This window comes from Methylobacterium sp. AC832, from assembly GCF_979256025.1.
In genome coordinates this window covers 93,607-116,229 of the sequence record NZ_CEEDMV010000005.1, presented here as the reverse complement: position 1 = coordinate 116,229, position 22,623 = coordinate 93,607, and the positions used below count along the sequence as shown (strand labels likewise).

Sequence of the window (22,623 nt, the reverse complement as noted above, 5' to 3'; positions counted from 1 at the left end):
AGGCTTAGATCGTCCGCCGAAGCGGACGATCAAGGGTAGGTCAGTCAGTGGACGCCCGTTTCAGCGTACGGTCCCGGTCGTCGGAGCCGCATCCGCCGAACCCGATGCGCGCGGTGCGGTTGCCGGAGCACGCCCCTGCGGATCGTTGAAATAACGGAAGAAATCCGAGTTCGGGTTGATGACGAGGCGTGTCTCGGGCCCCTTCAGACCAGTTTCGTAAGCCTGCATCGACCGATAGAAGGCGAAGAAATCAGGGTCTTTGCCGAAGGCCTCCACGAGAATCCGGTTCCTGTCGCCGTCGCCCTGGCCTCGTAGGGTTTCAGCAGTCTGGTTGGCCTCCGACAGGACGACGGTGACGTCGCGGTCCGCCTTCGCCTTGATCGTCGCAGAGATCTGATCGCCGTTCGCGCGGATATCGGCGGCCTCACGGTTACGCTCGGTGATCATCCGCTTGTAGACAGCGGTCGAGTTCTGCGCCGGAAGATCGACCCGAGTCATGCGCAGGTCGACGATTTCCACGCCCAGCTCTTTCGCTTGATTGTTCACGTCGCCTTGGATGACGTTCATCAGATGCGAACGCTCGGTCCGCACGATGGCGTCGCGGGTCGAACGGGCGAGCACGTTACGCAGGGCCGAGTTGGTGAAGCTCGCCAGAAGCGTGTTGGCGCGCAGGACGTTATTCGCCGACTGATAGAAGCGCAGCGGATCGACGATGCGGTAGCGGGCGAACGCATCAACTTCCAGATTCTGCCGGTCGGCAGTCAGAAGCGTCTGAACCGGAAGATCGAGATCGAGGACGCGCTTGTCGAAGAGCACCACGTTCTCGATCAGCGGAACCTTGAAGTACAGGCCCGGCTTCTCGGTGCCAGTCTGGTTAAGGACCGTGCGGACCCGGCCGAACTGGATCACCAGGGCCTGCTGCATCTGTCCGACGGTGAAGACCGAAGCATAGAGCGCGACGGCGAGCACTGCTAGGAGGAAGAGGACGCCGGTGCGAAGAGCGGGATTGTTCATCGTCCAGCCCCCGTATTGGTGTTGCGATTGCCGAATTCGGTCAGCGGAAGCACCGGAACGACGCCCGCGCCCGTTGCTCCACCGGCAACGCCGGTTCCGTTCTGGTCGATGATGACCTTGTTGACCGAGCCCAGGACCCGCTCCATCGTTTCGAGGAAGATGCGCTCACGGCTGACAGCCGGTGCGAGCTTGTAGGATTCGTAGACCTGCTGGAATCGGGCCGCCTGACCGGTAGCGTCCGCTGTCGCCTGGGTCTTGTAGGCTTCCGCGGCCTGGACGATCTGCGAGGCTTTACCGCGAGCCTGCGGAACCTCGCGGCTCGCATAGGTGCGGGCTTCGTTCTGAGCGCGTTCCGCATCCTGCTGAGCCGCGTTCACGTCGATGAAGGCGGGCCGAACATCCGGCGGCGGGTTGACGGCCACGAGCTGGACGACTTCGATGCGGACACCGGCGCCGTACTCGTCGAGAGCCTTCTGGGTGATCTCCTTGACCTCCTGGGCCACGCTGGACTGCTCGTTGGTCAGGATCGCCTGGATATTCCGGCGACCGATCACTTCGCGCATAGCGCTCTCGGAAATTGCCTTGATCGTCCCTTCGGGATTCTCGAGGTTGAAGACGAAGTCCGACGCCTTCAGCGGATTGATGCGCCACTGCACCTCGAAATCGAGGTCGACGATGTTCTCGTCGCCCGTGAGCATCAGGCTTTCCTCAGGCATGTCGCGGCCCCGAGACTGAGACCCGACACCTGCGCGGTAGCCGATCTGAACGCTGTTGACCTGACCGACATTCGGCTTGGTGACCGCGCCGATCGGATAGGGAAAGTTGTAATGCGGCCCCTGGCCGGTGGTGTTCGTGTAGCGTCCGAAGATCGTCTCGATACCGACCTGCTGCGGCGCGACCGTGTAGATGCCGGTGGCGAGCCAGATGAACAGCACGATGCCGCTGGCCACGGCCACACCCTTGCCGCCGCCCATGGAACCGCCGGGGATGATGCCACGCAGACGGTCCTGGCCACGACGGAGGATCTCTTCGAGGTCGGGGGGCGTTTTACCGCCGCCGCCACGGCCCCAGGGCCCTCCCCCGTTGCCGCCACCGCCGCCGCTTTGATTGCTCCAAGGCATGCTCGCCGATATCTCCCGCTGAGGCAGTGACGTTCGAGTTCGGACCGGCGCGTTGCCGCTTCGGGCCGATCCGTCTCACGGTACTGAGTGTCGCCACTCCGTCCTGTCAAGGCTGGCAAGTGGGCATCATGAAGGGGAAAGGCAACAGCGCCGAGCGCTCTTGCACAATGCGTCGCGGCGTAGAGTTACCGGACCCGTTCCATATCAACGAATGCGAAGGCGCATTCATCCCGATCGCCGGACGGGTGTGCGACGCGGGATGTTTCGTGGAAGGTACCTCTGTCGAAGCTGGGGAAGACGGTGTCTCCCTCAGGAGAAATGTCGACTTCCGTCATGTAGATGCGGTCGGCATGCGGTAGCGCCAAGGCATAGATCTCCCCCCCACCGGCCACCATCAGATCCTCCGCATCGCCGGCCGCCGCGATGGCCCCTTCCCAATCGTGCACGACATTGACGTCCGCAATCGAGAGTGACTGATCGCGGGTGAGAACGATGATGCGTCGGCCGGGTAATGGTCGTCCGATGGATTCGTAGGTCTTCCGACCCATCAGAAGCGGCTTGCCCATGGTCAGTGCCTTGAAGCGGCGCAAGTCACTGCCGAGGCGCCAGATCAAGCCATTGTCGCGGCCGATGACGCCATTGCGGGCCATGGCGACGACGAGACTGATCAGGGGGCGGGAGGAGACAGACATCAGACCGCCACCTGCGCACGGATGGCGGGATGTGGCGCGTAGCCTTCGATGGCGATGTCTTCGAACCGAAATTCAAACAGCGAGCGGACTTCCGGATTGAAAACGAGGCGTGGCAGTGGGCGCTGCTCACGAGTCAGCTGTAACCGCGCCTGATCGAGATGGTTCACGTAGAGATGGGCGTCTCCCAGGGTATGGATGAAATCGCCGGGCCTGAGACCGGTCACCTGCGCGATCATGGCTGTCAGAAGCGCGTAGGACGCGATGTTGAAGGGCACGCCGAGAAACACGTCCGCCGAGCGCTGATAGAGCTGGCACGAGAGCCGCCCGTCGGCGACATAGAATTGGAACAGGCAATGGCAGGGCGCCAGCGCCATCCTGTCGAGGTCGGCCGGGTTCCAGGCCGAAACGATCAGGCGACGGGAATCGGGGTTTCGCCTGATTTCGTCCACGAGCCAGGAAATCTGGTCCACCGCACCGCCGTCGGGCTTAGCCCAGGAACGCCATTGCCGGCCGTAGACCGGGCCGAGATCGCCTTTGGCGTCGGCCCATTCGTCCCAGATCGTGACGCCGTTGGCCTGAAGCGCCCGCACGTTGGTGTCACCGGTGAGAAACCAGAGCAACTCGTGGATGATCGAGCGCAGATGCAACTGCTTCGTCGTCACAAGCGGGAAGCCCTGCGCCAGGTCGAAGCGCATCTGGTGGCCGAAGACCGAGAGCGTGCCTGTGCCGGTTCGGTCGTCCTTGCGCGTCCCCTCGGAGAGGATGCGTTCGATGAGCTGATGATAGGCGTGCATCGGGATCCCATTCTTGTCTCCTGCGATACCGCGAAGCGGGTCGGGAGGCGAGCGTCAGGCGGACGCCGGCCACAGCAAGTAGGCGACGACGGCGAGATTGCTCCAGACGTGGAGCAGGATGCATGGACATAACCGCCCGGTCCGCCAACGCAGCCAGCCTAGCATCAGGGCCAGGGGGACTAGGGAGACCGGACGGGCGATGCTGCCGACCTGGATATGAAGCAGCACGAACAGCGCCGAGGTAGCGAGGATGGCTCCCCACGGCTTGAGGAAGCGCGATGCCCTCTCGAACATGGCCCCGCGCATCAGCAGCTCCTCCGCCACGGGAGCCAGGACGATCGTGAAGGCGAGCCAAGCGACCGCGCCCGGCCTGCTGAGCAGGGGCGACAGGCCGACATTGCGTCCGAAAGCCATGTGAAAGGCATCCGCGGTCGCGATCACCCACAGAATATGGAGGAAGGGCCAGAACAGGATGATGGCGAGAAGCCTCGAAGGAGCGAGGCCGGGTGCGTCGACCGGACTGAGCGCGAGCTTGGCGCGCCAAGCCTTGCCCGCGGACCAGATCGCCGTACCGATGACGATGGCGACGATCAGGCATTGTCGCAGGATGTCGCTCGCCACCTCCCGTAGGACCATCTGTTGCGGATAGAGCCGGGGTCGGCGGACGTCGCTGGCCAGCGGATCGATACCCTGCAGGATGTCTGCGCCGACTCGAACGATGAGCATCGCGGCGATGGCCGCGATGACCATGATGGACAGCGTTACCAGGACGAGGCCGATGGCATCCCGAAACGCGGTCGCGGCCAGATGGAACGACGAGCGCCTCGACCGCCCGTCGCCTTCATGGCGAGCCATTTCAGCGATTGCCCGCTCCGCGGACATCTCCACGACAGGATCGGGCTTCAAAAGCGACGCCTCTCCCTCTATATTCAATCCGCTCGGTCGAGAGGCCGGGCTAGGCGCCTGACAGACTTCGGTGAAAGCCGATGGACCCAGGCGTTTTCAGCAGAATTCTGGGTACTTGGATACGGTGTCAATTCACCGCCCCCCGTGGCCACCACGGCGGCAACGGCGCGATTGAAACCTGGGCCCGAGTCCGGCAAGCCTTCACGTCAATTCACCGACCCGGTGCGCCACCAGCGCGATATTCCGGCAGGTACCGGGCAAAGCGACAAGCGATGGCAGACGATCTGATCCGTTACGACCTTCTGGTTCAGGATGCCCTTCGCGGCGTCGTGCGCAAGGTATTGACCGACGCGGCCCGCGAAGGCCTCGCGGGGGAGCATCATTTCTACGTATCGTTCCGGACGGAAGCGCCGGGGGTGCGGATGTCCCAGCGGTTGCGGGAGAAATACCCTCAGGACATGACCATCGTCCTCCAGCATCAGTTCTGGGACCTCGGCGTCACCGAACATGCGTTCGAGGTCGGTCTGTCCTTCTCGGGAGTACCCGAGCGTCTGCTCGTACCGTTCGATGCTCTGAGCGGGTTTTTCGATCCCTCCGTGCAGTTCGGCCTGAAGTTCGACTTGAACGAAACGGCTGAGGACGACGCTTCGGACGATGCGCCACAGGTTCCGGGCTCGAAGAACGCGCCGCGTGGCGCCGCATCGGAGCCGAGCGAGATCATGCCGAAAGGCAATGCCGTCGCGGCGATCGGCGCAAGCGTTCCCAAACTTCTGCCCGCGCAGGGTGCGAGCCAGAACCTCGACAAGACCGAGGATGGCGCGGACGGAAAGCCGGCCCGGCCAGCGGCCAAGAAGCCCGAGGGTGGTGAGGCCGGCGCCGAAGTCGTGAGCCTCGATGCGTTCCGCAAGAAGAACTGAGCCGAAGCGCGCTTCGCTTATCCCATAATGGTGCCGCGGGTCAGGTCAGGCCCGCCGCTCCACTCGCATCCGTAAGCCATGTTCTGGCCGGAGCGTTACGCGCTGCAACGGCGTCACCGGGGCATGATCCGCCGGCAATGTGAAGCATACGCGACGGATCATATGCGCCAGCACGATGACGGCTTCCTGGAGCGAGAAGCTCTGGCCGATACAGACGCGCGGTCCGGCTCCGAACGGCAGGTACGAAAATCGCTGCACCGCCGCTCTGTTCTCCGGCAGGAAACGTTCAGGCATGAACGTCTCGGGCTCGTGCCATAACGTCCGGTGGCGGTGGAGCACGTAGGGTGCCACCATGATCAGTGATCCCTGCGGGATCTTGATCCGGCCGATCCGATCCTCCGCGATGGCCTGCCGGCTCATAAACGGAACGGGCGGGAACAGCCGCATCGTCTCCTCCATCACCGCCTTGGTGTAGGGGAGTGCGTCGGCATCGAATACATCACCCTGCACCGCATCGACTTCACGCTCCACGTGAGCTCGGGTATCGGGGTCCTGCGACAGACAATAGAGAGCCCAGGTCAGCGCATTCGCCGTCGTCTCATGACCGGCAGCGATGAAGGTGACGATGTTGGCGCGGACTTCGAAGTCGCTGAGACCTTTGCCGGTTTCAGGGTCCTGAGCCTGAAGCAGCAAGGTCAGAAGATCGGAAGGCGCCGTTCCGCCATCGAGTTGCGCGCGCCGGCGCTCGATGAGCGCGTTCACGACCTCCTCGAAGAAGCGGATCGCGGGCCTCGCCCGGAGGCGGCCGATACGCGGCACGAAGGCGGGGACACCGAATACGTCCATCGGGTCCACCGGCCCTACCGATTCGAGGAAGCGCGTGATGGCGCGGCCGAGAGCGTCGGGATCGCTGGAGAGCCCCTCGGTGAAGATGGTTCGTTCGAGGACGTCGAGGGTGACCCGGGTCGTTTCCAGCGCCACGTCGACGGTGGTGCCATCGCGTCGGGCGAGGCGACGGCCGATCTTTGCCCCGGCCTCATTCATGGGAGCGGCAAAACCGAGGACGTGGCGGGCCGAAAAAATCGGCGCGAGGGTGCGCCTCTGCAGTTTCCACTCCTCGCCCTCCGCCGTGAGAAGGCCGTTGCCGAGGCCCGGCGCGAGAACCCGGCGCTGCAGGTCGTCCTTGCGGTAATTGGCGGCGTTCTCGACGAACAGGTAGCGGATCAGGGCAGGGTCACTGACCACGGTCACGCGGCCCATCGCACCCTCTCGCGCCACGACCGGCTCAACGAAATGCTCGTCGAGCCACGTGGTGATCGGATTGGCGCGCACCGCCTTCAGGAAGGCGAACAGCCCCGGCTGCTCGCGAAGCGGGCGGGGAACGGAAGGACGGAAACGCGGTCGGGCATCGGGCTCCATGGTCGCTGCGTCCACGGGCATCGGCATGTATCCTCGTTGGATTCGACGCGGGGGCGGTGCCTGACTCCGGCACGGACCTGTGACGCCTTTGGTAAAAGCACCATCGCGGTTTGGCCCCGCACCGTCTAAGTAGGGCCGCATACTCCGCCATCTAAGAGGCCACGATGTCGCCGCTCGAAAGCCCCACCGAACCGTCCGCCACCCGGACCGAGTCCGACACGTTCGGCCCCATCGAGGTTCCGGCCCATCGCTACTGGGGCGCGCAGACCCAGCGCTCGATCCAGAATTTCAAGATCGGCACCGAGAAGATGCCGGCCCCCCTGGTCCATGCCCTCGGGATGGTGAAGCAGGCCGCCGCCCTGGTGAACCAGGATCTCGGCGCCCTCGACCCGAAGGTGGCCCAGGCCGTCGCCGCCTCCGCCGCCGAGGTGGTGTCCGGTGAGCACGACCAGGAATTCCCCCTCGTGGTCTGGCAGACGGGCTCGGGCACCCAGTCGAACATGAACGCCAACGAGGTCATCGCGAGCCTGGCCAACGAGCTGCTCGGCGGAAAGCGGGGCGGCAAGTCGCCGGTCCATCCCAACGATCACGTCAATCGCGGCCAATCCTCCAACGACGTGTTCCCCACGGCGATGCACATCGCGGTCTCGCGCGAGATCAACGACCGGCTGCTGCCCTCCCTGAAGCACTTGCACGACGCGCTCCAGGCGAAGTCCGAGGCGTTCTCGTCCATCGTCAAGATCGGCCGGACCCACCTGCAGGACGCGACGCCCGTCTCGCTGGGCCAGGAATTCTCGGGCTATGTCGCGCAGGTGGCGTTGGGCACTGAGCGCGTGAAGGCGACGCTTCCGGGTGTGCTGGCTCTCGCACAGGGCGGCACGGCGGTCGGCACCGGCCTCAACGCCCATCCGGAATTCGCGGAGAAGTTTGCGGCCAAGGTCGCCGAGCTGACCGGCCTGCCCTTCACCTCGGCCGCCAACAAGTTCGAGGCGCTGGCCACCCACGATGCCCTCGTCTTCACGCAAGGTGCGCTCTCGGCCCTGGCGGCGGGCCTATTCAAGATCGCCCAGGACATCCGCTTCCTCGGCTCCGGCCCGCGCTCGGGCCTCGGCGAACTCTCCTTGCCGGAGAACGAGCCGGGCTCCTCGATCATGCCGGGCAAGGTCAACCCGACGCAGTGCGAGGCGCTGACCATGGTCTGCGCCCAGGTGATCGGCAACGGCACCACGGTGAGCTTCGCCGGCTCCCAGGGCAATTTCGAGCTCAACGTGTTCAAGCCGGTCATCGCCAATGCGGTGCTGCAATCGATCCGCATCCTCGCCGATGCCGCCGTGAGCTTCGCCGACAATTGCGTCGTCGGCATCAAGGCCAACGAGGACAAGATCGCCGACCTGATGAGCCGCTCGCTCATGCTGGTGACGGCGCTGGCCCCCTCCATCGGCTACGACAAGGCTGCCGAGATCGCCAAGACCGCGCACAAGCGCGGCACCACCCTGAAGGAAGAGGCCCTGCGCCTCGGCTACGTCACGGAGGAGGAGTTCGACCGCGTCGTGCGCCCCGAGACCATGCTGGCACCGAGCGTCGACTGACGGGGAAGCTCATGGCCGAGATCATCAACCTGCGCTCGGTCCGCAAGGGCAAGGCGCGGGCCGAGAAGGAGGCGAAGGCGGAGGACAACCGCATCGCCTTCGGCCGGCCGAAGAAGGCCAAGACCCTGGCCGAGGCCAAGAAGGCCATCGAGTTCTCGCGCCACGAGGGCCACAAGCTCGTGGGACCGGATTCGGACGGGTGACAAGCGCAACGGTTCCCCCTCCCCCCTCTGCGGGGGAGGGTGGCCCTCGCGTGAGCGAGGGTCGAGAGAGGGGAGCGCCATCTCCGGAGAGGTCGCCCCCTCTCCCGCCTGCTCCGCAGGCACCCTCCCCAGCAGAGGGGGGAGGGTTGCGCGCTCGATGACCACCGGCACCACCAAACGCTCGGTCATGATCGCCGGCCACCGGACCAGCGTGTCGTTGGAGACGCCGTTCTGGGAGGCTTTGCGCGAGATCGCCGCCGCCCGCGAGCAGTCGGTGCAGGTGCTGATCGGCGAGATCGACGAGGCGCGGGGCGCGCAGAACCTGTCCTCGGCGATCAGGGTGTTCGTGTTGGCTGAAGTGCGCCGGCCGAACTGAGGCCACTGGCGTCTATGGCCGCCGGATACCGACGAGGCTCGCCGAGGCGGGTGCGCCGAACGTCTGCCGGAAGGCGTTGGCGAAATGGGCCTGATCTGCGAAGGCCGCGTCGTGGGCTGCGACCGTGAAGGTTTCACCCCGAATGACGGCGTCGATCGCCCGCCGCATGCGCAGCCATGACCGGTAGCGCCGGAATGGAACTCCGACCTCGCGGGTGAACAGGTGCTGCATCCGCGAGGATGACAGCCCGACGGATGCCGCGAGGCGCGGCGCCGACATGCCCGCGTCCTGGCAGGTGCCGAGGCCGGCCATGATTCGGGTGATGCGCCCATCGAGCGTCGGTTCGTTCCGACGCATTGCGAAACCGGCGAGATCGGCGATGGCCTGCCCGGCCCAGACCGTGGCGCGCCGGCATTCGTAGAGCGCACGAAGCGGCTCGATCTCACCCCGCATGGCGACGCGTGCGCCGTCGATGTCCTCGCCGGCGGCGATCAGGCCCAGGAGAGCCCGCGCTCCGGCCTCCGGCTCAAGATAGAGGACGCCCAAGGGATCGCCGGCACAATCGAGTTCGTGCCGCATCCCGGCCGGGACGAAGGCCGTGCGGCAGGCGATCCACGGACCAGGCCTGAACCGGATGCGGAAAGATCCATACAGGCCGGCCAGATAGACCGGCGCACCATGCTGGTGGCTGGCGTTGTAGGCGAGCGGTCCGGCAAAGAAGGTGTGCCCGCCCTCGACGTGCCAAAGGGGGCCGAGCGCTGGGCCAGCACGTTCGTTCAAGCGGTGTCCCCTCCCCACGCGCTAGGCCGGTGATCCCCGCCTCGCGGCCCGCCGGCGCGGCGGGGTCAACCGGAGATCCTGCGACGATGATCACATTGAGCCGACGCCTTGTCACGGGCGCCCTCGCGGGCCTCGCTCTTTCCGGCGCGAGGCCGGCCCTGGCCGGGGCGGCTGCCCTTGCCGAGGCACCTGCATCGCGGCGCATCCGGCTCGGCGCCTTCACCATCACCACCTTGCTCGATGCGGACGAGACCATCGACGGGCCATGGCCGATCGTCGGCGAGGACCGGCCGAGAGAGGAGGTGCAAGCGCTGATGCGGGAGAACCGGCTCCCATCGAACCGCTTCACGCCGGGCTTCACCCCGACGCTGATCGAGACCGGCACACAACGCATTCTCTTCGATACCGGAAACGGCGAGGTCGGCTTCATCCCCAGGCCGGCGGGAGGGCGGTTGGGTCAGGCGCTACGGCGCGCCGGAATCGCGCCGGAAGCAATCGACCTCGTGGTGATCACGCATTGCCATACGGACCATATCGGCGGCCTCCTGGAGGGCGGTGTTCCGCAATTTCCCAACGCGGCCTATGTCGTGGGAGAGGCGGAATACCGCTTCTGGACGGCGGAGGAGCGCCTGTCGGCGCCGGCGGACAGCAACACCTACCGGTCGGCCGCAGTGGTGCGCAGCCACCTCGTCCCGCTGCGCGACCGCATCCGCCTCGTCGGACCCGGCGACACGGTCGCGCCCGGCATCGACGTGGTGGCCGCCTTCGGACACACACCGGGGCACCTTGCCTTCCATTGCGAAAGCGAGGGGCAACGGATGCTCGTATGGGGCGATTGCGCCCATCACGAGGTGGCATCGCTGAGCCACCCCGAATGGCACGCCCTGTTCGATCTCGACAAGGATCAGGGCATCGCGACCCGTCGGGCGATCTACGCGATGGCCGCCACCGAGAGGCTGCTGGTCGCGGGCTATCACACGGCGTTCCCGTCGCTCGGCCATGTCGAACCGCGAGGGACAGGCTATCGCTGGATTCCGGTGACCGGATCCGGAACTCCCTGACCCCTCTCTTCCCGTCCGCTGCCGATCCCAGCCATCGACAGGACATGCGCAGGTCTTGACGAAATGCGCAGGTCTTGGCGGCGGTTCGGGACTACTCCGCCGCCTCCAGCACCCGCATCCCGCCCAATCCCTCGAGCACCGCCGGCTTCGGCCCACCCGTCGCCCAGTCCAGCAGTTCCACCGTGTGCACGATGGGGATGCTGGTGCCGTTCCCGATCTGCGTGGCGCAGCCGATATTGCCGGTGGCGATGAGATCGGGGCGCATGCGCTCGATATTGGCTACCTTCCGGTCGCGGAGGCGCCCGGCAATCTCCGGCTGCAGAATATTGTAGGTGCCGGCCGAGCCGCAGCAGATATGGCCCTCGGGCACGTCCTTCACGGTGAAGCCGGCCTTTTTCAGCAGGTTCTTCGGCTCGGTGCGGATGCCCTGGCCATGCTGCATCGAGCAGGCGGAATGGTAGGCGACGACGAGATCGCTCTCGAACAGAGGCGGCATCAGGCCGAGGTTGGCGACGTATTCGGTGACGTCCTTGGCAACGGCCGAGACCCGCGCCGCCTTGTCCGCATAGGCTGGGTCGTCGCGGAACATGAAGCCGTAATCCTTGATCGTCGTGCCGCAGCCCGAGGCCGTGACGATGATCGCGTCGAGACCGTCGCCGTCCATCTCGGCGATCCAGGCATCGATGGTGCGCTTGGCCTGGGCGTGGGAGGTTTCGGACTTGCCCATATGGTGGGTGAGCGCGCCGCAGCACCCCTCCCCCTTCGCCTGCACCACCTCGACGCCGTGGCGGGTGAGAAGCCGGACCGCCGCCTCGTTGAAATCCGGCCGCAACACGCTCTGGGCACAGCCGCGCAGGAGGGCGACCCGGCCGGCGCGGGCGGGTGCGGCCTCGCCCTGGAGCAGGGCGCTCGCTTCCCGCGCTCGGTTGTCGGCCGGGAAGGTGCCGGGCCGGTCGTTGACGGTGCGGTTCGGCAGGAGCGCGGGGGCGAGGTCGAGCATCGCCGCGAGGCGGTTGCCGACACGGGGCAACTGCGCGACGAGGGGCCGGAACGGCGAGCCGATCTTGGCGGCCAGAAGCGCGAGGCGGAAGCGGTTCGGATAGGGCAGCACGAAGGCGAGCACGCTGCGCAGGAGCCTGTCGCTCAAGGGCCGGCGATAGGTCTCCTCGATATGCGTGCGGGCATGATCGACGAGGTGCATGTAATGCACACCGGACGGACAGGTCGTCATGCAGGACAGGCAGGACAGGCAGCGGTCGACATGCTTGACCACTTCGGGCGTCGCCGGTTTGCCGCCTTCCAGCATGTCCTTGATGAGGTAGATGCGGCCGCGCGGGGAATCGAGTTCGTCGCCGAGGAGGAGATAGGTCGGGCAGGTCGCAGTGCAGAATCCGCAATGCACGCAAGTACGCAGGATCTTTTCCGAAGCGGCCATCGCCGGGTCGGCAAGCTGCGTCAGGCTAAAATTGGTCTGCACGGCGTTTCCTCAGGGTCCCGATATCGTTTTCTTGCTGGGTGGTCTGTCGCCGCCCAGCGCTGTTTCAAGCAGCTTAGAGAAAATTTCGGCGGAAGCCGAGCCTTGGAACGGCTCTAAACCTCCGCCCACCCGGCGGGGATAGCGCGAAAGCCATTCAGGATCATGAGGCCGCTGCGGGTGAGATTGTCGCGGTCAACGTTTGGGCCGGATGCTGAAAGCTTGGTTCTGGCATCGGGCGAGAACCGGATTGCTGGGGCGGGAACCGTACGGGGGTCAGATGCCAGCATACATCCGGCCGGGATTGAATACCCCCTTCGGATCGTGCGCCGCCTTAATCCCAGCCGTCATACGAAGCAGCGGATCTGACAGAGGCTCGAAGACGGCGGTCGCCGCGCGTACCGCATCTGGTGCCCGAACCAGGGTGGCGTGCCCGCCGGTGGTGCGGAGGACGTCGCGGATGGTCTCGGCGCCGGCATCGCCCTCGGCCGAGGTGGCCAGCCAGACGAGGCCGCCGCCCCAATCGTAGAACCAACGCGCCTGGCGCTGCGCCGCGATGGCGGCCGTGACCGCAGGACCCTGCATCGGTGCGGTGGAAATTCGCCAGACGGCGGATGCGCGCGGTTCCGTCAGTGGGATGACATCGCGGATCGCAGCCCACAGAACGGCTCCGATCTCGCCCTCAATGATCTCCGGCTCTCCGAACCGCCTGAGGAGCTTGCGCAATTCGCCGAGGCGGTAATCGAGGGATTCCGAGAAACCTTCAAGGCGCATCAGAGTGCGCGGGCTCGGCCCGTCGAGGCCGCTCGGCAGGTGAGCCGCACCCGTGAGTTCGAACGGCGATCCGAGGGCGGCACTGAGAGCGGCCACCGCCGTCGCATCGTCGAGGCCGGAGAAGGCCAAGGTCGTCACCCGTTCCTGGACGGGAAGCACCTTGAATGTCACCTCGGTGAGCAGGCCGAGAGTGCCCCACGAGCCCGCCATGAGCTTGACGAGGTCGAGGCCGGTGACGTTCTTCATCACCCGCCCGCCCGATTTGATGGCCTCGCCGCGCCCGTTGACGAAGCGGACGCCGATGAGGCTGTCGCGGGCCGCTCCCGCATTGATCCGGCGTGGTCCCGCATTGTTGGTCGCTGCCACGGCACCGAAGGTCGGCTCCCCGGCCGAGCCCATCAGAATGCGATGGTCCATCGGCTCGAAGGGCAGCATCTGGCCGCGTTCCGCCAGCAAGGCCTGGACCTGCGCGAGGGGAGTTCCGGCCCGGGCGGCGACCACCATCTCGGCCGGCTCGTAGAGGGTGATCCCAGTCAGACGAAGGGAAGAGAGGGTGGCTTCGTCCTGGGCGGGGCGGCCGATCGCGGCCTTGGTTCCCCCACCGACGAGCCGCATCGGCTCGGACCGGCCGGCGGCGTCGGCGACGATGGCTTGTGCCTCGCCCTCGTCCTGAGGCTCGTATGACCGCATCGTTTCCTGCCCGCTGCGATGCTCGACGGCATCTTCAGACGACCATATGCGGGAAGGGACGCCCCGCTTTCAAGCGGTGCGTTCTGTCTCACGCCGCCGGGGTGACGGCGCGCTGCCGCAGATAGGTCGTCACGAGGCCGCGTAATCCGGCGATGTCAAACACCGCAACGAGCAGGGCATAGACCAGCACACCGAGAGGCAGGCAGATGGCGAGTGCCATGGTCGGATCCATGTGCCTGAACGGTGCCAGGCAGGCCATCATCGCCAGGGTGGCGGTACAGGCGGCAAAGATCTCCCACCAGTCGATCCGCAGGCGCTCCGGACCCGCGAGGGCCCGGACTGCGAGCCAGAGCGTCGAGGCGACGAGGCCGGCGCTCTGCGCCATGGCGATGCCGGGAGCGCCGAAATGCGCGGGGAGGACGACCAGGCAGATGGCATTCACGGCAAGGCCGACAAGGGCGGCAGCGATGACCGGCACCGTCTTGCGCCGGATCTGGAAGATCGGGTTGAGCCCGAAATTGAGCAATGTGCCGCAGAGCAGGCCGGGGATGAGGATCAGCGCATAGAGGGCGAAGGGGCCGCGATAAGCCTCCGGCACCACGAGCCCTTGGAGTGCCGGTAGCACAGCCCAGAGCCCGCCGGCGCAAGGCACCATGAGCGCCACCACGATGGCGGCATTTCGGCCGATCTGGGCCTCGGCCGCCACATGGCCCTCGTGCTCGTCCACCCGCACGGCGAGCTGGAACAGAATGAGGTCCAGGGCCGTGCCGATCATGCTGAGGCTGCGTGAGGCGACATCCGCCGCCAGGGTGAAATAGCCGGCCTCCGCCAGGCCGAATGACATGGCGATGGCGCTCCGGTTGAGGAACGGCGTGATCTGGTAGATCGCGTTAGCCACGATCAGCGGAAGCCCGTAGGCGCGAAACAGCCGCCAGGTCTCCCCCATCTGAACGCGGACGATCGGCAGGGGCGGATCGAGCAGCGGCTTGCGCAGCATCACGACGGGTAGAAACTGGCTGAGCCCGCAAGCGACCAGCACCCAGAGCGGCTGCGGAAACAGCCAGGCTGCGCCCGCCATGAGCAGGAATGACAGGCCGTTCTTGATGAGGGTGAGCTTGAGATAGAGGCCGCCGTCGAATCGCGCGCGAGTGAGGGCTGCGTGATAATCGAACAGGCCGATGCCGAAGGCGGCGAGCCCAGCCCCAGCCGCGATGGCGAAACGGCCCTCCGTGTTCATTTCCACAGTCGCGCCGACGACGGCGCAGAGAGCCGATGCGACCAGGAGGAGGACGGCCAGGATGGCGTAGGCCCGGTCCAACCCATGGCGGATCCAAGGTTCCTCGCGCCGGACGCGGTTGGAATAGAACCGTGTCGCCGACAGCCGTAGCCACTCGAAGACCAGGGTGTTGAGCACCACGGCACCCGTGGTGGCGAGGCCGAACAGGCCGAAATCCGCCGGCCCCATGAGCTTGGCCAGAAGGAGGCCGAGGCCGAAATTGAGCCCGGCATTCAGGATGAAGGCGACGATTACGGCCATGCGGTCGACTCTGGTCGCCGGATTGCCGGCGATGCTCCCAATCCTTGCGCGCTGGGCCGAAAAGATTTCCCTAAACCCCGAAAACGCTCGATCGAACGCGCGTTAGAACCAGCCGCCCTTGTGCGCCGGGCCGAAAAGATTTCCCTAAACCCCGAAAACGCTCGATCGAACGCGCGTCAGAACCAGCCGCGCAGCTTGAAGAAGACGATGGGGATGATCGCGCTGATGACGATCAGCGACAGACCATAGGGATAGCCATAGGCCCAGTCGAGTTCCGGCATGTGCTTGAAGTTCATGCCGTACATCGACGCAATCAGGGTCGGCGGCACGCCCACTACCGAGACGACGGTGAGCACGCGAAACGTGTTGTTCTGCTCGATGTTGATGAGGCCGAGAGTGGCGTCGAGCAGGAACTGGACGTTTTCCGACAAGCGGATCTCGAACTCGTCGAGGGAGGCGATGTCCCGGCGCAGGGTCTCGAAGCGCGGCATCTCCGTGGCGCCGAGGAGGTGCTCGCACTCGCCGGCGACGAACGGGAGGATGCGCTCGAGGCCAAGCAGGCTCGAGCGGATCTTGCCGAGCGCCTTGCCCCGCCGGCCGACGCTGCGGAGGATGCGGCGCAGCGCCAGGTCGCGTCGACGCGGGGTCTTGCCGGAATCGCCGGCGACGCCCCCTGCCCTCACGTCGAAGTCGAAGATCCGGGTCGAGAGCGCGTCGAGATCGGCGCCCATCTCCTCCAGGGCGTCGGCGAGGCTGTCCACCAGTTCCTCCACCAAAAGGAGGAAGATCTCGGTGCCGGTCTGGCAAGCGCCATCACCGTCGCCGATGCGCTTCTTGACCTCCTCGAAGGCGCGCAGTTCGTTGAACCTGACGGTGATGAGCCGGTCCCGGGTCAGGACGAAGCCGAGCGGGGTCAGCTGCGAATCCACCTTGTCGAAGGTGATCATCGGTGTGGAGAGCGAAAGACCGTTCTTGAGCCGGCGCAGGCGGCTCGAATTCTCGACCTCGCTCAGAGCCTTTCGCGATGGGACGCGCAGGCCGGTGGCGGCCTCGATATGCTCCGCTTCCTCGGCACTCGGATCGTTGAGGTCGATCCAGATCGCATGGCTCGGCACGCCGCCGCCATTGGCTGCGCCGGAATGCTCGACCGCGCCTTGCGGTCCCTGAAGGCTGATCATGGGGTGATTGTCATCCGTCTGTCAGCGACCGGAGAGCAGAACATGCTGCGCAAACGCGGCATGACGCGTCGTCCGCGTCTTGACTCGCAAGGAGCTTAAGCCTACCTCCGCCCTTGCTTTGGCACTCTTCGCTCGGGAGTGCTAACAGCCTGGGTTGGGCGAGCCCTTCGGCCGCATCAACGCCATCCATGAATTTGAAGCAAGAGGGCAGCTCATGAAGTTCCGTCCGCTGCACGACCGTGTCGTCGTCCGCCGTATCGAAGGCGAAGAGAAGACCAAGGGGGGCATCATCATCCCCGATACCGCCAAGGAGAAGCCGCAAGAGGGCGAGATCGTCGCTGTCGGCCCTGGCGCCCGTGACGAGGCCGGCCGCGTGAACCCGCTCGACGTCAAGGCCGGTGACCGCGTCCTGTTCGGCAAGTGGTCCGGCACCGAAGTCAAGATCGACGGTCAGGACCTCCTGATCATGAAGGAATCCGACATTATGGGCGTCGTCGCCTAAAGCGACCCGGCCCTCTTCCTTCTTCCATCCGAGCCTTTCGAGCGCGCCCTTCGGTGAGCGCCTCAAGGCTCTCAACCTAATGAGGATCTATACATGGCAGCGAAAGAAGTACGCTTCGGCTCAGATGCCCGCGAGAAGATGCTCCGCGGCGTCGACATCCTCGCCGATGCCGTCAAGGTGACCCTCGGCCCCAAAGGCCGTAACGTCGTCATCGAGAAGTCCTTCGGCGCTCCGCGCATCACCAAGGACGGCGTCACCGTCGCCAAGGAGATCGAGCTCGCCGACAAGTTCGAGAACATGGGCGCCCAGATGGTGCGCGAAGTGGCCTCGAAGACCAACGACATCGCTGGCGACGGCACCACCACCGCCACCGTCCTGGCCCAGGCCATCGTCCGTGAAGGCGCCAAGTACGTGGCCGCCGGCATGAACCCGATGGACCTGAAGCGCGGCATCGACCTCGCCACCACCGCCGCCGTGAAGGACATCACGAGCCGCGCCAAGAAGGTCGCCTCGTCCGAGGAAGTTGCCCAGGTCGGCACCATCTCGGCCAATGGCGACAAGGAAATCGGCGAGATGATCGCCCACGCCATGCAGAAGGTCGGCAACGAGGGTGTCATCACCGTCGAGGAAGCCAAGACCGCCGAGACCGAGCTCGACGTCGTCGAGGGCATGCAGTTCGACCGCGGCTACCTCTCCCCGTACTTCATCACGAACGCGGAGAAGATGGTCGCCGAGCTCGAGGACCCCTACATCCTCATCCACGAGAAGAAGCTCTCGTCGCTCCAGGCGATGCTGCCGGTTCTCGAGGCCGTGGTGCAGACCGGCAAGCCGCTCGTCATCATCGCCGAGGACATCGAAGGTGAGGCTCTCGCCACGCTCGTCGTGAACAAGCTGCGCGGTGGCCTCAAGGTCGCTGCCGTAAAGGCTCCGGGCTTCGGCGATCGCCGCAAGGCGATGCTCGAGGATATCGCGATCCTGACCCAGGGTCAGATGATCGCGGAGGACCTCGGCATCAAGCTCGAGAACGTCACCCTCCCGATGCTCGGCCGCGCCAAGCGCATCCGCATCGAGAAGGAGACCACCACGATCATCGACGGTCTCGGCGAGAAGGCGGACATCGAAGCCCGCGTCGGCCAGATCAAGGCGCAGATCGAGGAGACCACCTCGGATTACGACCGTGAGAAGCTCCAGGAGCGCTTGGCCAAGCTCGCCGGCGGCGTCGCGGTCATCCGCGTCGGCGGCGCGACCGAGGTCGAGGTCAAGGAGAAGAAGGACCGCGTCGACGACGCGCTCAACGCCACCCGCGCTGCGGTGGAAGAAGGCATCGTCCCCGGCGGCGGCACCGCCCTCCTCCGTGCCCGTGAGGCCGTCCGCGCTCTCCAGAGCGACAACCCGGACGTCCAGGCCGGCATCAAGATCGTGCTGAAGGCCCTTGAGGCCCCGATCCGCCAGATCGCCGCCAACTCGGGCGTCGAAGGCTCGATCGTGGTCGGCAAGATCACCGACAACACCTCTTCGATCACCTACGGCTTCAACGCCCAGACCGAAGAGTATGTCGACATGATCCAGGCCGGCATCGTCGACCCGGCCAAGGTCGTGCGCACCGCTCTGCAGGACGCCTCCTCGATCGCCGGCCTCCTCGTCACCACCGAGGCCATGATCGCCGATGCTCCCAAGAAGGACAGCGGCGCTCCCCAGATGCCGGGCGGCGGCGGCATGGGCGGCATGGACTTCTAAGTCGTCGCTATCGTCACGTGGAATGGATGCTCTCGCGGTTACCGCCGCGAGAGCGGAGAGGGTCGTCGCAAGACGACCCTCTTTTCGTTGCGGATGACCGGACAAGATCGGGCGCTGGGCGGTTAAATGTCGTGGCGCGGACGGATTTGGCCGACATGAATCCGTGAAACCTTCGCCCGATATTTCAGCCCGTCATGGCGAAGAGATCCGGCGAGACTTCAGTATCGGCGGTGTTTACCCTGCGCGGCGATTGCACCGGACGTAAGAGGCGTCGCCCTTGGCACTCGACCATGTCAGACGGTCGCCATCGACGATCAGCTTCACTTGGGATGTCCAGCGCCGGCCGCCATCGCTGCAGGATGCTGCCACGCTCCAACTCGCGCCCATGCGCCGTCCGTCGCGGAAGGTACAGACAGTGTTTCCCGCCCGCGCGCCATTCTCGGTGATCCGCGCCGGTATGTATCCACGGCGCCGCGCGCCGCGGCGGCATGCCACCTCGTTCGGCCCCCACACGCCGACATAAGCCGCCGCCTCGATCGGTGGAGAAGCGGCAGCGGGGGCATCGGCGCGTGGCGTCACTTCCGTATCCTGCTTGAGCGCGACCGGCCGGATGCCCGGCTGGGCAGGGGATGCAGCGAGCCTGTCCCGGGCAGGCGCTCCAGCGTGAGCAGAGCCAAGCCCCACATCCGACCAGGGCGCATTGGCACGGGGCAGGCGTGAGGATGCCGCCGTGTTCTCGAACGGACCCGGCTCGTTCAAGACAGCCTGTGCCGTGCCGGTCTCAGGGCGGACAGGTGTATCGTTCGTCAACAGAACTGTGCTGTAGCCGAGGAGAACGCCCCAGCCCATGGCGAGGGATACTGGGAGTATCAAGGCACGGCGCGACCCTCCCGACGGTCCGGTCACCGTCACTGACGGCGTGCCGTCCTCGTTTCTCATATCCTCGCTTTCGATGCCGGCGGCCATCGTCGTCTCCCGTCAAGCCCGACCCTGAGGCCGAGCCAATCCCGTGCGCGCCAATTTCTCGGCGGCACCCACGACCTCACTATTCCGCGACATTCGATCCCCCACCCCGTCCGACATGCAGGCCGTTATCATTCTCAAAGTCGGCTCTCGTCAGGACAGGTGTGTGATTATTCTGTCTCGGTGCGTTTGATAGCGGTGGATAGACTCCGGGAATAGGGCGAGCGAACGGCAAGGCCTTCCCGTCGCTTGCCAAAACTGCCATGCTCAAGCTTGTGAGAAACATACCAGCGCGCAGATCCATCGTGACGAGACGCCTCGCCATCGCCGTCTGCGTCGTCATCGCCACCTCGGCCGGCGCTCAGACGCCTCCCTCCACTCCGCGGATGTCCTGCGCGGACGCGATGGCGCTCGTGAAGCGCGACGGATCGGCGGTCCTGTCCTGGTCCGTGGGCAAGGCGGATAGGTCCGGCAGGGGGGAGCAGCCGGTAAAGACGGAACGCTTCGTCAGCGATCGCAGCCTTTGCGGCCTGACGGAAATCGCCGAGCTGCGTTTCGTCCCGACCCGCGATAATCTGGAATGCCCCGTGGGGTACCGCTGTCGCGAGCCCGATTACGGCGACTGGGATTGGCCCTGATCCGATCTGACGCATCCGGCGGGTGAAGCCCTCGCCACGATCTCGCCACGACCGGCCGTCACTGCCGCCGTCACGACCGGGTGCTAATCCGGCGGGCGAAGACCCATTCGCACATTTGAATTTACCGAGTTGAGGAGACGCGCGTGGCCGTACTCAGGACAGGCCTCGGCCTGCAGGCCGCCATAACGGCGCTCTTTGCCCTCGTTCTTCTGATCCTGCCGGGCACCTCGACACCGCTCTACGTCAGCCTCAGCGGCTTCGCGATGGTGGTGATCCTTTTTGCCTCCGCCAAGCTCTCAGATTATCTCAAGGTGTTCGTTTCCGTCTACGGTATCGGGTATTTGTTCCTAGCCGGTGCTAAGCAACTTGCGGCATCCGGTTTTCTGCCGGAGACGCTGGCGGCACTGCTGCCGCCTGCCTTCGCGGCCACGGGCGCGGTGGTCTTCGCAGGCATCGTGTTCGGAATTTCCCATCTCGAACCCATCCGCGCGATCACTCGTATCGCGGATCCGTTCTTCGCCGCACGCGAGGAGCCGAACCGGGAAATCCGACCGTTCCGTTTCTTCGGCGGTACCGAAGGCCGCGTCGCACGGCGCCTCGTTGCGCTTTCGATCTTCATCACCTTTGCGCAGGTTGCGCTACAACTGCGCCTGAACTTCTGGTACCGCGACCTCTTCAACGCGCTGCAAGAGTATAACGCCGACGCATTCTGGTATCAGCTCGTCTGGATCTTCGTGCCTCTTGCGACGATGTGGGTCATCATCGGCATGTTCGACACTTTCGTCGATGCTTCGCTGCACATCCGCTGGCGCACTTGGCTCGCACGCAGCCTCTACAGCCGCTGGCTCGATGGGGGCACGCATTACCGCATACCCTTCACCGACGAACCGGCCGACAACCCGGATCAGCGCATCCAGAGCGACGTCAACCTCTTCATCCAGCAGACGACGAGCCTGTCGATCCGGCTCCTGTCCCAGGCCGCTACCCTGGTTTCCTTCATGGTTATCCTTTGGGGGCTGTCGCGGGATTTCGTTCTTCCCTTCACCGACATGGTAGTGCCCGGCTTCCTGGTGTGGCTGGTCATCGTCTACGCGGTGGTCGGAACTTGGCTGACCCATCTCATCGGCCGTCCGCTCATCGGCCTCGACTTCCGGCAGGAGAAGGTGGAGGCCGATTTTCGCTTCTCACTCGCGCGGACCAGGATCTATTCCGAGCAGATTGCCCTGCTGCGCGGTGAGCGGTCGGAGACCTTGCGCCTGCGCGAGCTGTTCCGGGAGATCATCGAGAACTACCTCGCCATCATTTACCGGCGGATCAAGATCGGCAGCTTCACCCTGTCCTACAACCAGATCAGCGTGGTGTTTCCCTACATCCTCGCCGCTCCATCCTACTTCCTGAAGAAAATTACCCTCGGTCAGTTCCAGCAGACGGCGAACGCCTTCAGCAGCGTCCAGGGTTCCCTGTCCTTCTTCATCGATTCCTACACCACCATCGCGTCGTACCGCGCCAATACCAACCGCCTGACGTCATTCAAGCGGGCGATGACGAAGGCGGAGGCCCTGTCCGGCGCCGGATACGGCTTGGTGCAGGGCAGTGGACCGGGCCCGGCCGTGACGGCGTCCGGCATGACCCTGGCGCTGCCCGATGGTCGCGAGATTGTCTCCGCCAAGTCGTTTACCCTCACCAAGGGTGCCGCCACTCTCGTCACCGGACCGTCTGGATCGGGCAAGTCGACCCTGTTCCGTGCGATCGCCGGGATCTGGCCGTTCGGCAAGGGCCGGATCGACGTGCCCGAAGGTCAGTCAGCGCTGGTGCTGCCGCAGCGGCCGTATATTCCACTCGGAACCCTGCGTGGCGCGGTGGTCTATCCCAGCACCACCGACCAGTTCTCCGACGAGGCGATCCGCGAAGCCTTGATTGCCGCGCAACTGCCGCAGCTCGCCGACCGTCTCGACGAGATCGATGCCTGGGACCAGCGACTGTCCGGCGGTGAACAGCAGCGTTTGGCCATCGCCCGCGCCGTGCTGGCGAAGCCCGCCTGGCTTTTCCTCGACGAATCCACCGCCGCCCTCGACGAGCCGAGCGAAGCCGGCATCTACCGCATGCTGCGCGAGCGGTTGCCGGGGACGACCATCGTTTCCATCGGCCATCGCTCGACGCTGCACGCCCTTCACGACACGCGCATCGACATGAAACCGGGCCAGGACGGCCGCTTCATCCCGACAGAAATGCCTGAAGCTGCGCTCGCCAAATAGGGG

Annotated in this window: 21 protein-coding genes; 9 read left to right on the top strand and 12 right to left on the bottom strand. The window is 65.3% G+C overall.

The features are described from left to right. Window positions 1-60 precede the first annotated feature (60 nt). The 5 genes from hflC to AC0IXR_RS17965 form a co-directional block, all read right to left on the bottom strand. On the bottom strand, window positions 61-1,014 hold the full coding sequence (hflC, locus tag AC0IXR_RS17985) for a protease modulator HflC (RefSeq protein WP_056424635.1): 954 nt from the start codon (window positions 1,012-1,014) through the stop codon (window positions 61-63). Continuing rightward, window positions 1,011-2,135, bottom strand: a complete 1,125-nt coding sequence (gene hflK, locus AC0IXR_RS17980) for an FtsH protease activity modulator HflK (RefSeq protein ID WP_471761680.1) — start codon at window positions 2,133-2,135, stop codon at window positions 1,011-1,013. Before hflK ends, hflC begins: the two co-directional genes overlap by 4 nt. Window positions 2,136-2,320: 185 nt before the next feature. Then, window positions 2,321-2,827 (bottom strand): dihydrofolate reductase, encoded by a 507-nt coding sequence (locus tag AC0IXR_RS17975; protein WP_461234143.1) that lies wholly within the window; start codon window positions 2,825-2,827, stop codon window positions 2,321-2,323. Continuing rightward, the gene (locus AC0IXR_RS17970) at window positions 2,827-3,621 is read right to left on the bottom strand and encodes a thymidylate synthase (RefSeq protein WP_471761679.1); all 795 of its coding nucleotides are present in this window, start codon (window positions 3,619-3,621) and stop codon (window positions 2,827-2,829) included. Before AC0IXR_RS17970 ends, AC0IXR_RS17975 begins: the two co-directional genes overlap by 1 nt. Before the next feature lie 54 nt (window positions 3,622-3,675). Continuing rightward, window positions 3,676-4,476, bottom strand: a complete 801-nt coding sequence (locus AC0IXR_RS17965; protein WP_471761678.1) for a lysostaphin resistance A-like protein — start codon at window positions 4,474-4,476, stop codon at window positions 3,676-3,678. A gap of 323 nt (window positions 4,477-4,799) precedes the next feature. On the opposite strand from AC0IXR_RS17965, the gene AC0IXR_RS17960 reads away from it, so the two are divergent. Continuing rightward, window positions 4,800-5,444 carry an SspB family protein gene (locus AC0IXR_RS17960; protein ID WP_207413685.1) on the top strand — a complete coding sequence of 215 codons (645 nt, stop codon included), beginning with the start codon at window positions 4,800-4,802 and terminating at the stop codon, window positions 5,442-5,444. A 45-nt stretch (window positions 5,445-5,489) separates the two neighbouring features. Here AC0IXR_RS17960 and AC0IXR_RS17955 read toward each other — a convergent pair whose 3' ends face one another. Beyond that, window positions 5,490-6,884 (bottom strand): cytochrome P450, encoded by a 1,395-nt coding sequence (locus tag AC0IXR_RS17955; protein ID WP_471761677.1) that lies wholly within the window; start codon window positions 6,882-6,884, stop codon window positions 5,490-5,492. A gap of 143 nt (window positions 6,885-7,027) precedes the next feature. On the opposite strand from AC0IXR_RS17955, the gene fumC reads away from it, so the two are divergent. The 3 genes from fumC (at window position 7,028) to AC0IXR_RS17940 (ending at window position 9,031) form a co-directional block, all read left to right on the top strand. Further along, window positions 7,028-8,452: a class II fumarate hydratase gene (fumC, locus tag AC0IXR_RS17950; protein WP_461234149.1), complete on the top strand. Its 1,425-nt coding sequence runs from the start codon at window positions 7,028-7,030 to the stop codon at window positions 8,450-8,452. A gap of 11 nt (window positions 8,453-8,463) precedes the next feature. Then, window positions 8,464-8,655: a DUF4169 family protein gene (locus AC0IXR_RS17945; RefSeq protein WP_207413679.1), complete on the top strand. Its 192-nt coding sequence runs from the start codon at window positions 8,464-8,466 to the stop codon at window positions 8,653-8,655. A 157-nt stretch (window positions 8,656-8,812) separates the two neighbouring features. Then, on the top strand, window positions 8,813-9,031 hold the full coding sequence (locus tag AC0IXR_RS17940) for a ribbon-helix-helix domain-containing protein (protein WP_056424607.1): 219 nt from the start codon (window positions 8,813-8,815) through the stop codon (window positions 9,029-9,031). Between the two features lie 12 nt (window positions 9,032-9,043). Here AC0IXR_RS17940 and AC0IXR_RS17935 read toward each other — a convergent pair whose 3' ends face one another. Beyond that, window positions 9,044-9,811: a helix-turn-helix domain-containing protein gene (locus tag AC0IXR_RS17935; protein ID WP_471761676.1), complete on the bottom strand. Its 768-nt coding sequence runs from the start codon at window positions 9,809-9,811 to the stop codon at window positions 9,044-9,046. Window positions 9,812-9,897: 86 nt separating this feature from the next. Between AC0IXR_RS17935 and AC0IXR_RS17930 the strand changes: the two genes are divergently transcribed. Further along, on the top strand, window positions 9,898-10,872 hold the full coding sequence (locus tag AC0IXR_RS17930; RefSeq protein WP_471761675.1) for an MBL fold metallo-hydrolase: 975 nt from the start codon (window positions 9,898-9,900) through the stop codon (window positions 10,870-10,872). 91 nt (window positions 10,873-10,963) lie between these two features. Here the strand turns inward: AC0IXR_RS17930 and AC0IXR_RS17925 are convergent, their stop codons facing one another. The 4 genes from AC0IXR_RS17925 to AC0IXR_RS17910 all read right to left on the bottom strand — a co-directional run bounded on the left by AC0IXR_RS17925 (window position 10,964) and on the right by AC0IXR_RS17910 (window position 16,525). Then, complete coding sequence (locus AC0IXR_RS17925; RefSeq protein WP_471761674.1) at window positions 10,964-12,349, bottom strand: heterodisulfide reductase-related iron-sulfur binding cluster; 1,386 nt, start codon at window positions 12,347-12,349, stop codon at window positions 10,964-10,966. Window positions 12,350-12,622: 273 nt separating this feature from the next. Beyond that, complete coding sequence (locus tag AC0IXR_RS17920; protein ID WP_311274843.1) at window positions 12,623-13,810, bottom strand: FAD-binding protein; 1,188 nt, start codon at window positions 13,808-13,810, stop codon at window positions 12,623-12,625. An 88-nt stretch (window positions 13,811-13,898) separates the two neighbouring features. Next, window positions 13,899-15,347, bottom strand: a complete 1,449-nt coding sequence (locus tag AC0IXR_RS17915) for a lipopolysaccharide biosynthesis protein (RefSeq protein WP_471761673.1) — start codon at window positions 15,345-15,347, stop codon at window positions 13,899-13,901. Between the two features lie 176 nt (window positions 15,348-15,523). Then, a complete protein-coding gene (locus AC0IXR_RS17910; protein WP_056424594.1) occupies window positions 15,524-16,525 on the bottom strand; it encodes a magnesium transporter CorA family protein in 1,002 nt (333 codons plus the stop codon). 214 nt (window positions 16,526-16,739) lie between these two features. On the opposite strand from AC0IXR_RS17910, the gene groES reads away from it, so the two are divergent. Beyond that, complete coding sequence (gene groES, locus AC0IXR_RS17905; protein ID WP_018042554.1) at window positions 16,740-17,027, top strand: co-chaperone GroES; 288 nt, start codon at window positions 16,740-16,742, stop codon at window positions 17,025-17,027. Window positions 17,028-17,120: 93 nt separating this feature from the next. Then, entirely contained in the window at window positions 17,121-18,764 is a 1,644-nt protein-coding gene (gene groL / locus AC0IXR_RS17900; protein WP_056424589.1) for a chaperonin GroEL, read from the top strand. A 234-nt stretch (window positions 18,765-18,998) separates the two neighbouring features. Here groL and AC0IXR_RS17895 read toward each other — a convergent pair whose 3' ends face one another. Next, window positions 18,999-19,730, bottom strand: coding sequence for a hypothetical protein (locus AC0IXR_RS17895; RefSeq protein ID WP_471761672.1), 732 nt, complete (start codon window positions 19,728-19,730; stop codon window positions 18,999-19,001). A gap of 302 nt (window positions 19,731-20,032) precedes the next feature. Between AC0IXR_RS17895 and AC0IXR_RS17890 the strand changes: the two genes are divergently transcribed. Next, on the top strand, window positions 20,033-20,365 hold the full coding sequence (locus AC0IXR_RS17890) for an HdeA family protein (protein ID WP_246748126.1): 333 nt from the start codon (window positions 20,033-20,035) through the stop codon (window positions 20,363-20,365). A gap of 143 nt (window positions 20,366-20,508) precedes the next feature. Beyond that, a complete protein-coding gene (locus tag AC0IXR_RS17885) occupies window positions 20,509-22,620 on the top strand; it encodes an ABC transporter ATP-binding protein/permease (protein ID WP_471761671.1) in 2,112 nt (703 codons plus the stop codon). The last annotated feature ends 3 nt before the right edge of the window (window positions 22,621-22,623 follow it).

Bases quoted from the DNA above. Each gene is read 5' to 3' on its own strand.
- hflC (WP_056424635.1), bottom strand. From the start codon at position 1,014: ATGAACAATCCCGCTCTTCGCACCGGCGTCCTCTTCCTCCTAGCAGTG.
- hflK (WP_471761680.1), bottom strand. From the start codon at position 2,135: ATGCCTTGGAGCAATCAAAGCGGCGGCGGTGGCGGCAACGGGGGAGGG.
- AC0IXR_RS17975 (WP_461234143.1), bottom strand. From the start codon at position 2,827: ATGTCTGTCTCCTCCCGCCCCCTGATCAGTCTCGTCGTCGCCATGGCC.
- AC0IXR_RS17970 (WP_471761679.1), bottom strand. From the start codon at position 3,621: ATGCACGCCTATCATCAGCTCATCGAACGCATCCTCTCCGAGGGGACG.
- AC0IXR_RS17965 (WP_471761678.1), bottom strand. From the start codon at position 4,476: ATGGCTCGCCATGAAGGCGACGGGCGGTCGAGGCGCTCGTCGTTCCAT.
- AC0IXR_RS17960 (WP_207413685.1), top strand. From the start codon at position 4,800: ATGGCAGACGATCTGATCCGTTACGACCTTCTGGTTCAGGATGCCCTT.
- AC0IXR_RS17955 (WP_471761677.1), bottom strand. From the start codon at position 6,884: ATGCCCGTGGACGCAGCGACCATGGAGCCCGATGCCCGACCGCGTTTC.
- fumC (WP_461234149.1), top strand. From the start codon at position 7,028: ATGTCGCCGCTCGAAAGCCCCACCGAACCGTCCGCCACCCGGACCGAG.
- AC0IXR_RS17945 (WP_207413679.1), top strand. From the start codon at position 8,464: ATGGCCGAGATCATCAACCTGCGCTCGGTCCGCAAGGGCAAGGCGCGG.
- AC0IXR_RS17940 (WP_056424607.1), top strand. From the start codon at position 8,813: ATGACCACCGGCACCACCAAACGCTCGGTCATGATCGCCGGCCACCGG.
- AC0IXR_RS17930 (WP_471761675.1), top strand. From the start codon at position 9,898: ATGATCACATTGAGCCGACGCCTTGTCACGGGCGCCCTCGCGGGCCTC.
- AC0IXR_RS17920 (WP_311274843.1), bottom strand. From the start codon at position 13,810: ATGCGGTCATACGAGCCTCAGGACGAGGGCGAGGCACAAGCCATCGTC.
- AC0IXR_RS17915 (WP_471761673.1), bottom strand. From the start codon at position 15,347: ATGGCCGTAATCGTCGCCTTCATCCTGAATGCCGGGCTCAATTTCGGC.
- AC0IXR_RS17910 (WP_056424594.1), bottom strand. From the start codon at position 16,525: ATGATCAGCCTTCAGGGACCGCAAGGCGCGGTCGAGCATTCCGGCGCA.
- groES (WP_018042554.1), top strand. From the start codon at position 16,740: ATGAAGTTCCGTCCGCTGCACGACCGTGTCGTCGTCCGCCGTATCGAA.
- groL (WP_056424589.1), top strand. From the start codon at position 17,121: ATGGCAGCGAAAGAAGTACGCTTCGGCTCAGATGCCCGCGAGAAGATG.
- AC0IXR_RS17895 (WP_471761672.1), bottom strand. From the start codon at position 19,730: ATGGCCGCCGGCATCGAAAGCGAGGATATGAGAAACGAGGACGGCACG.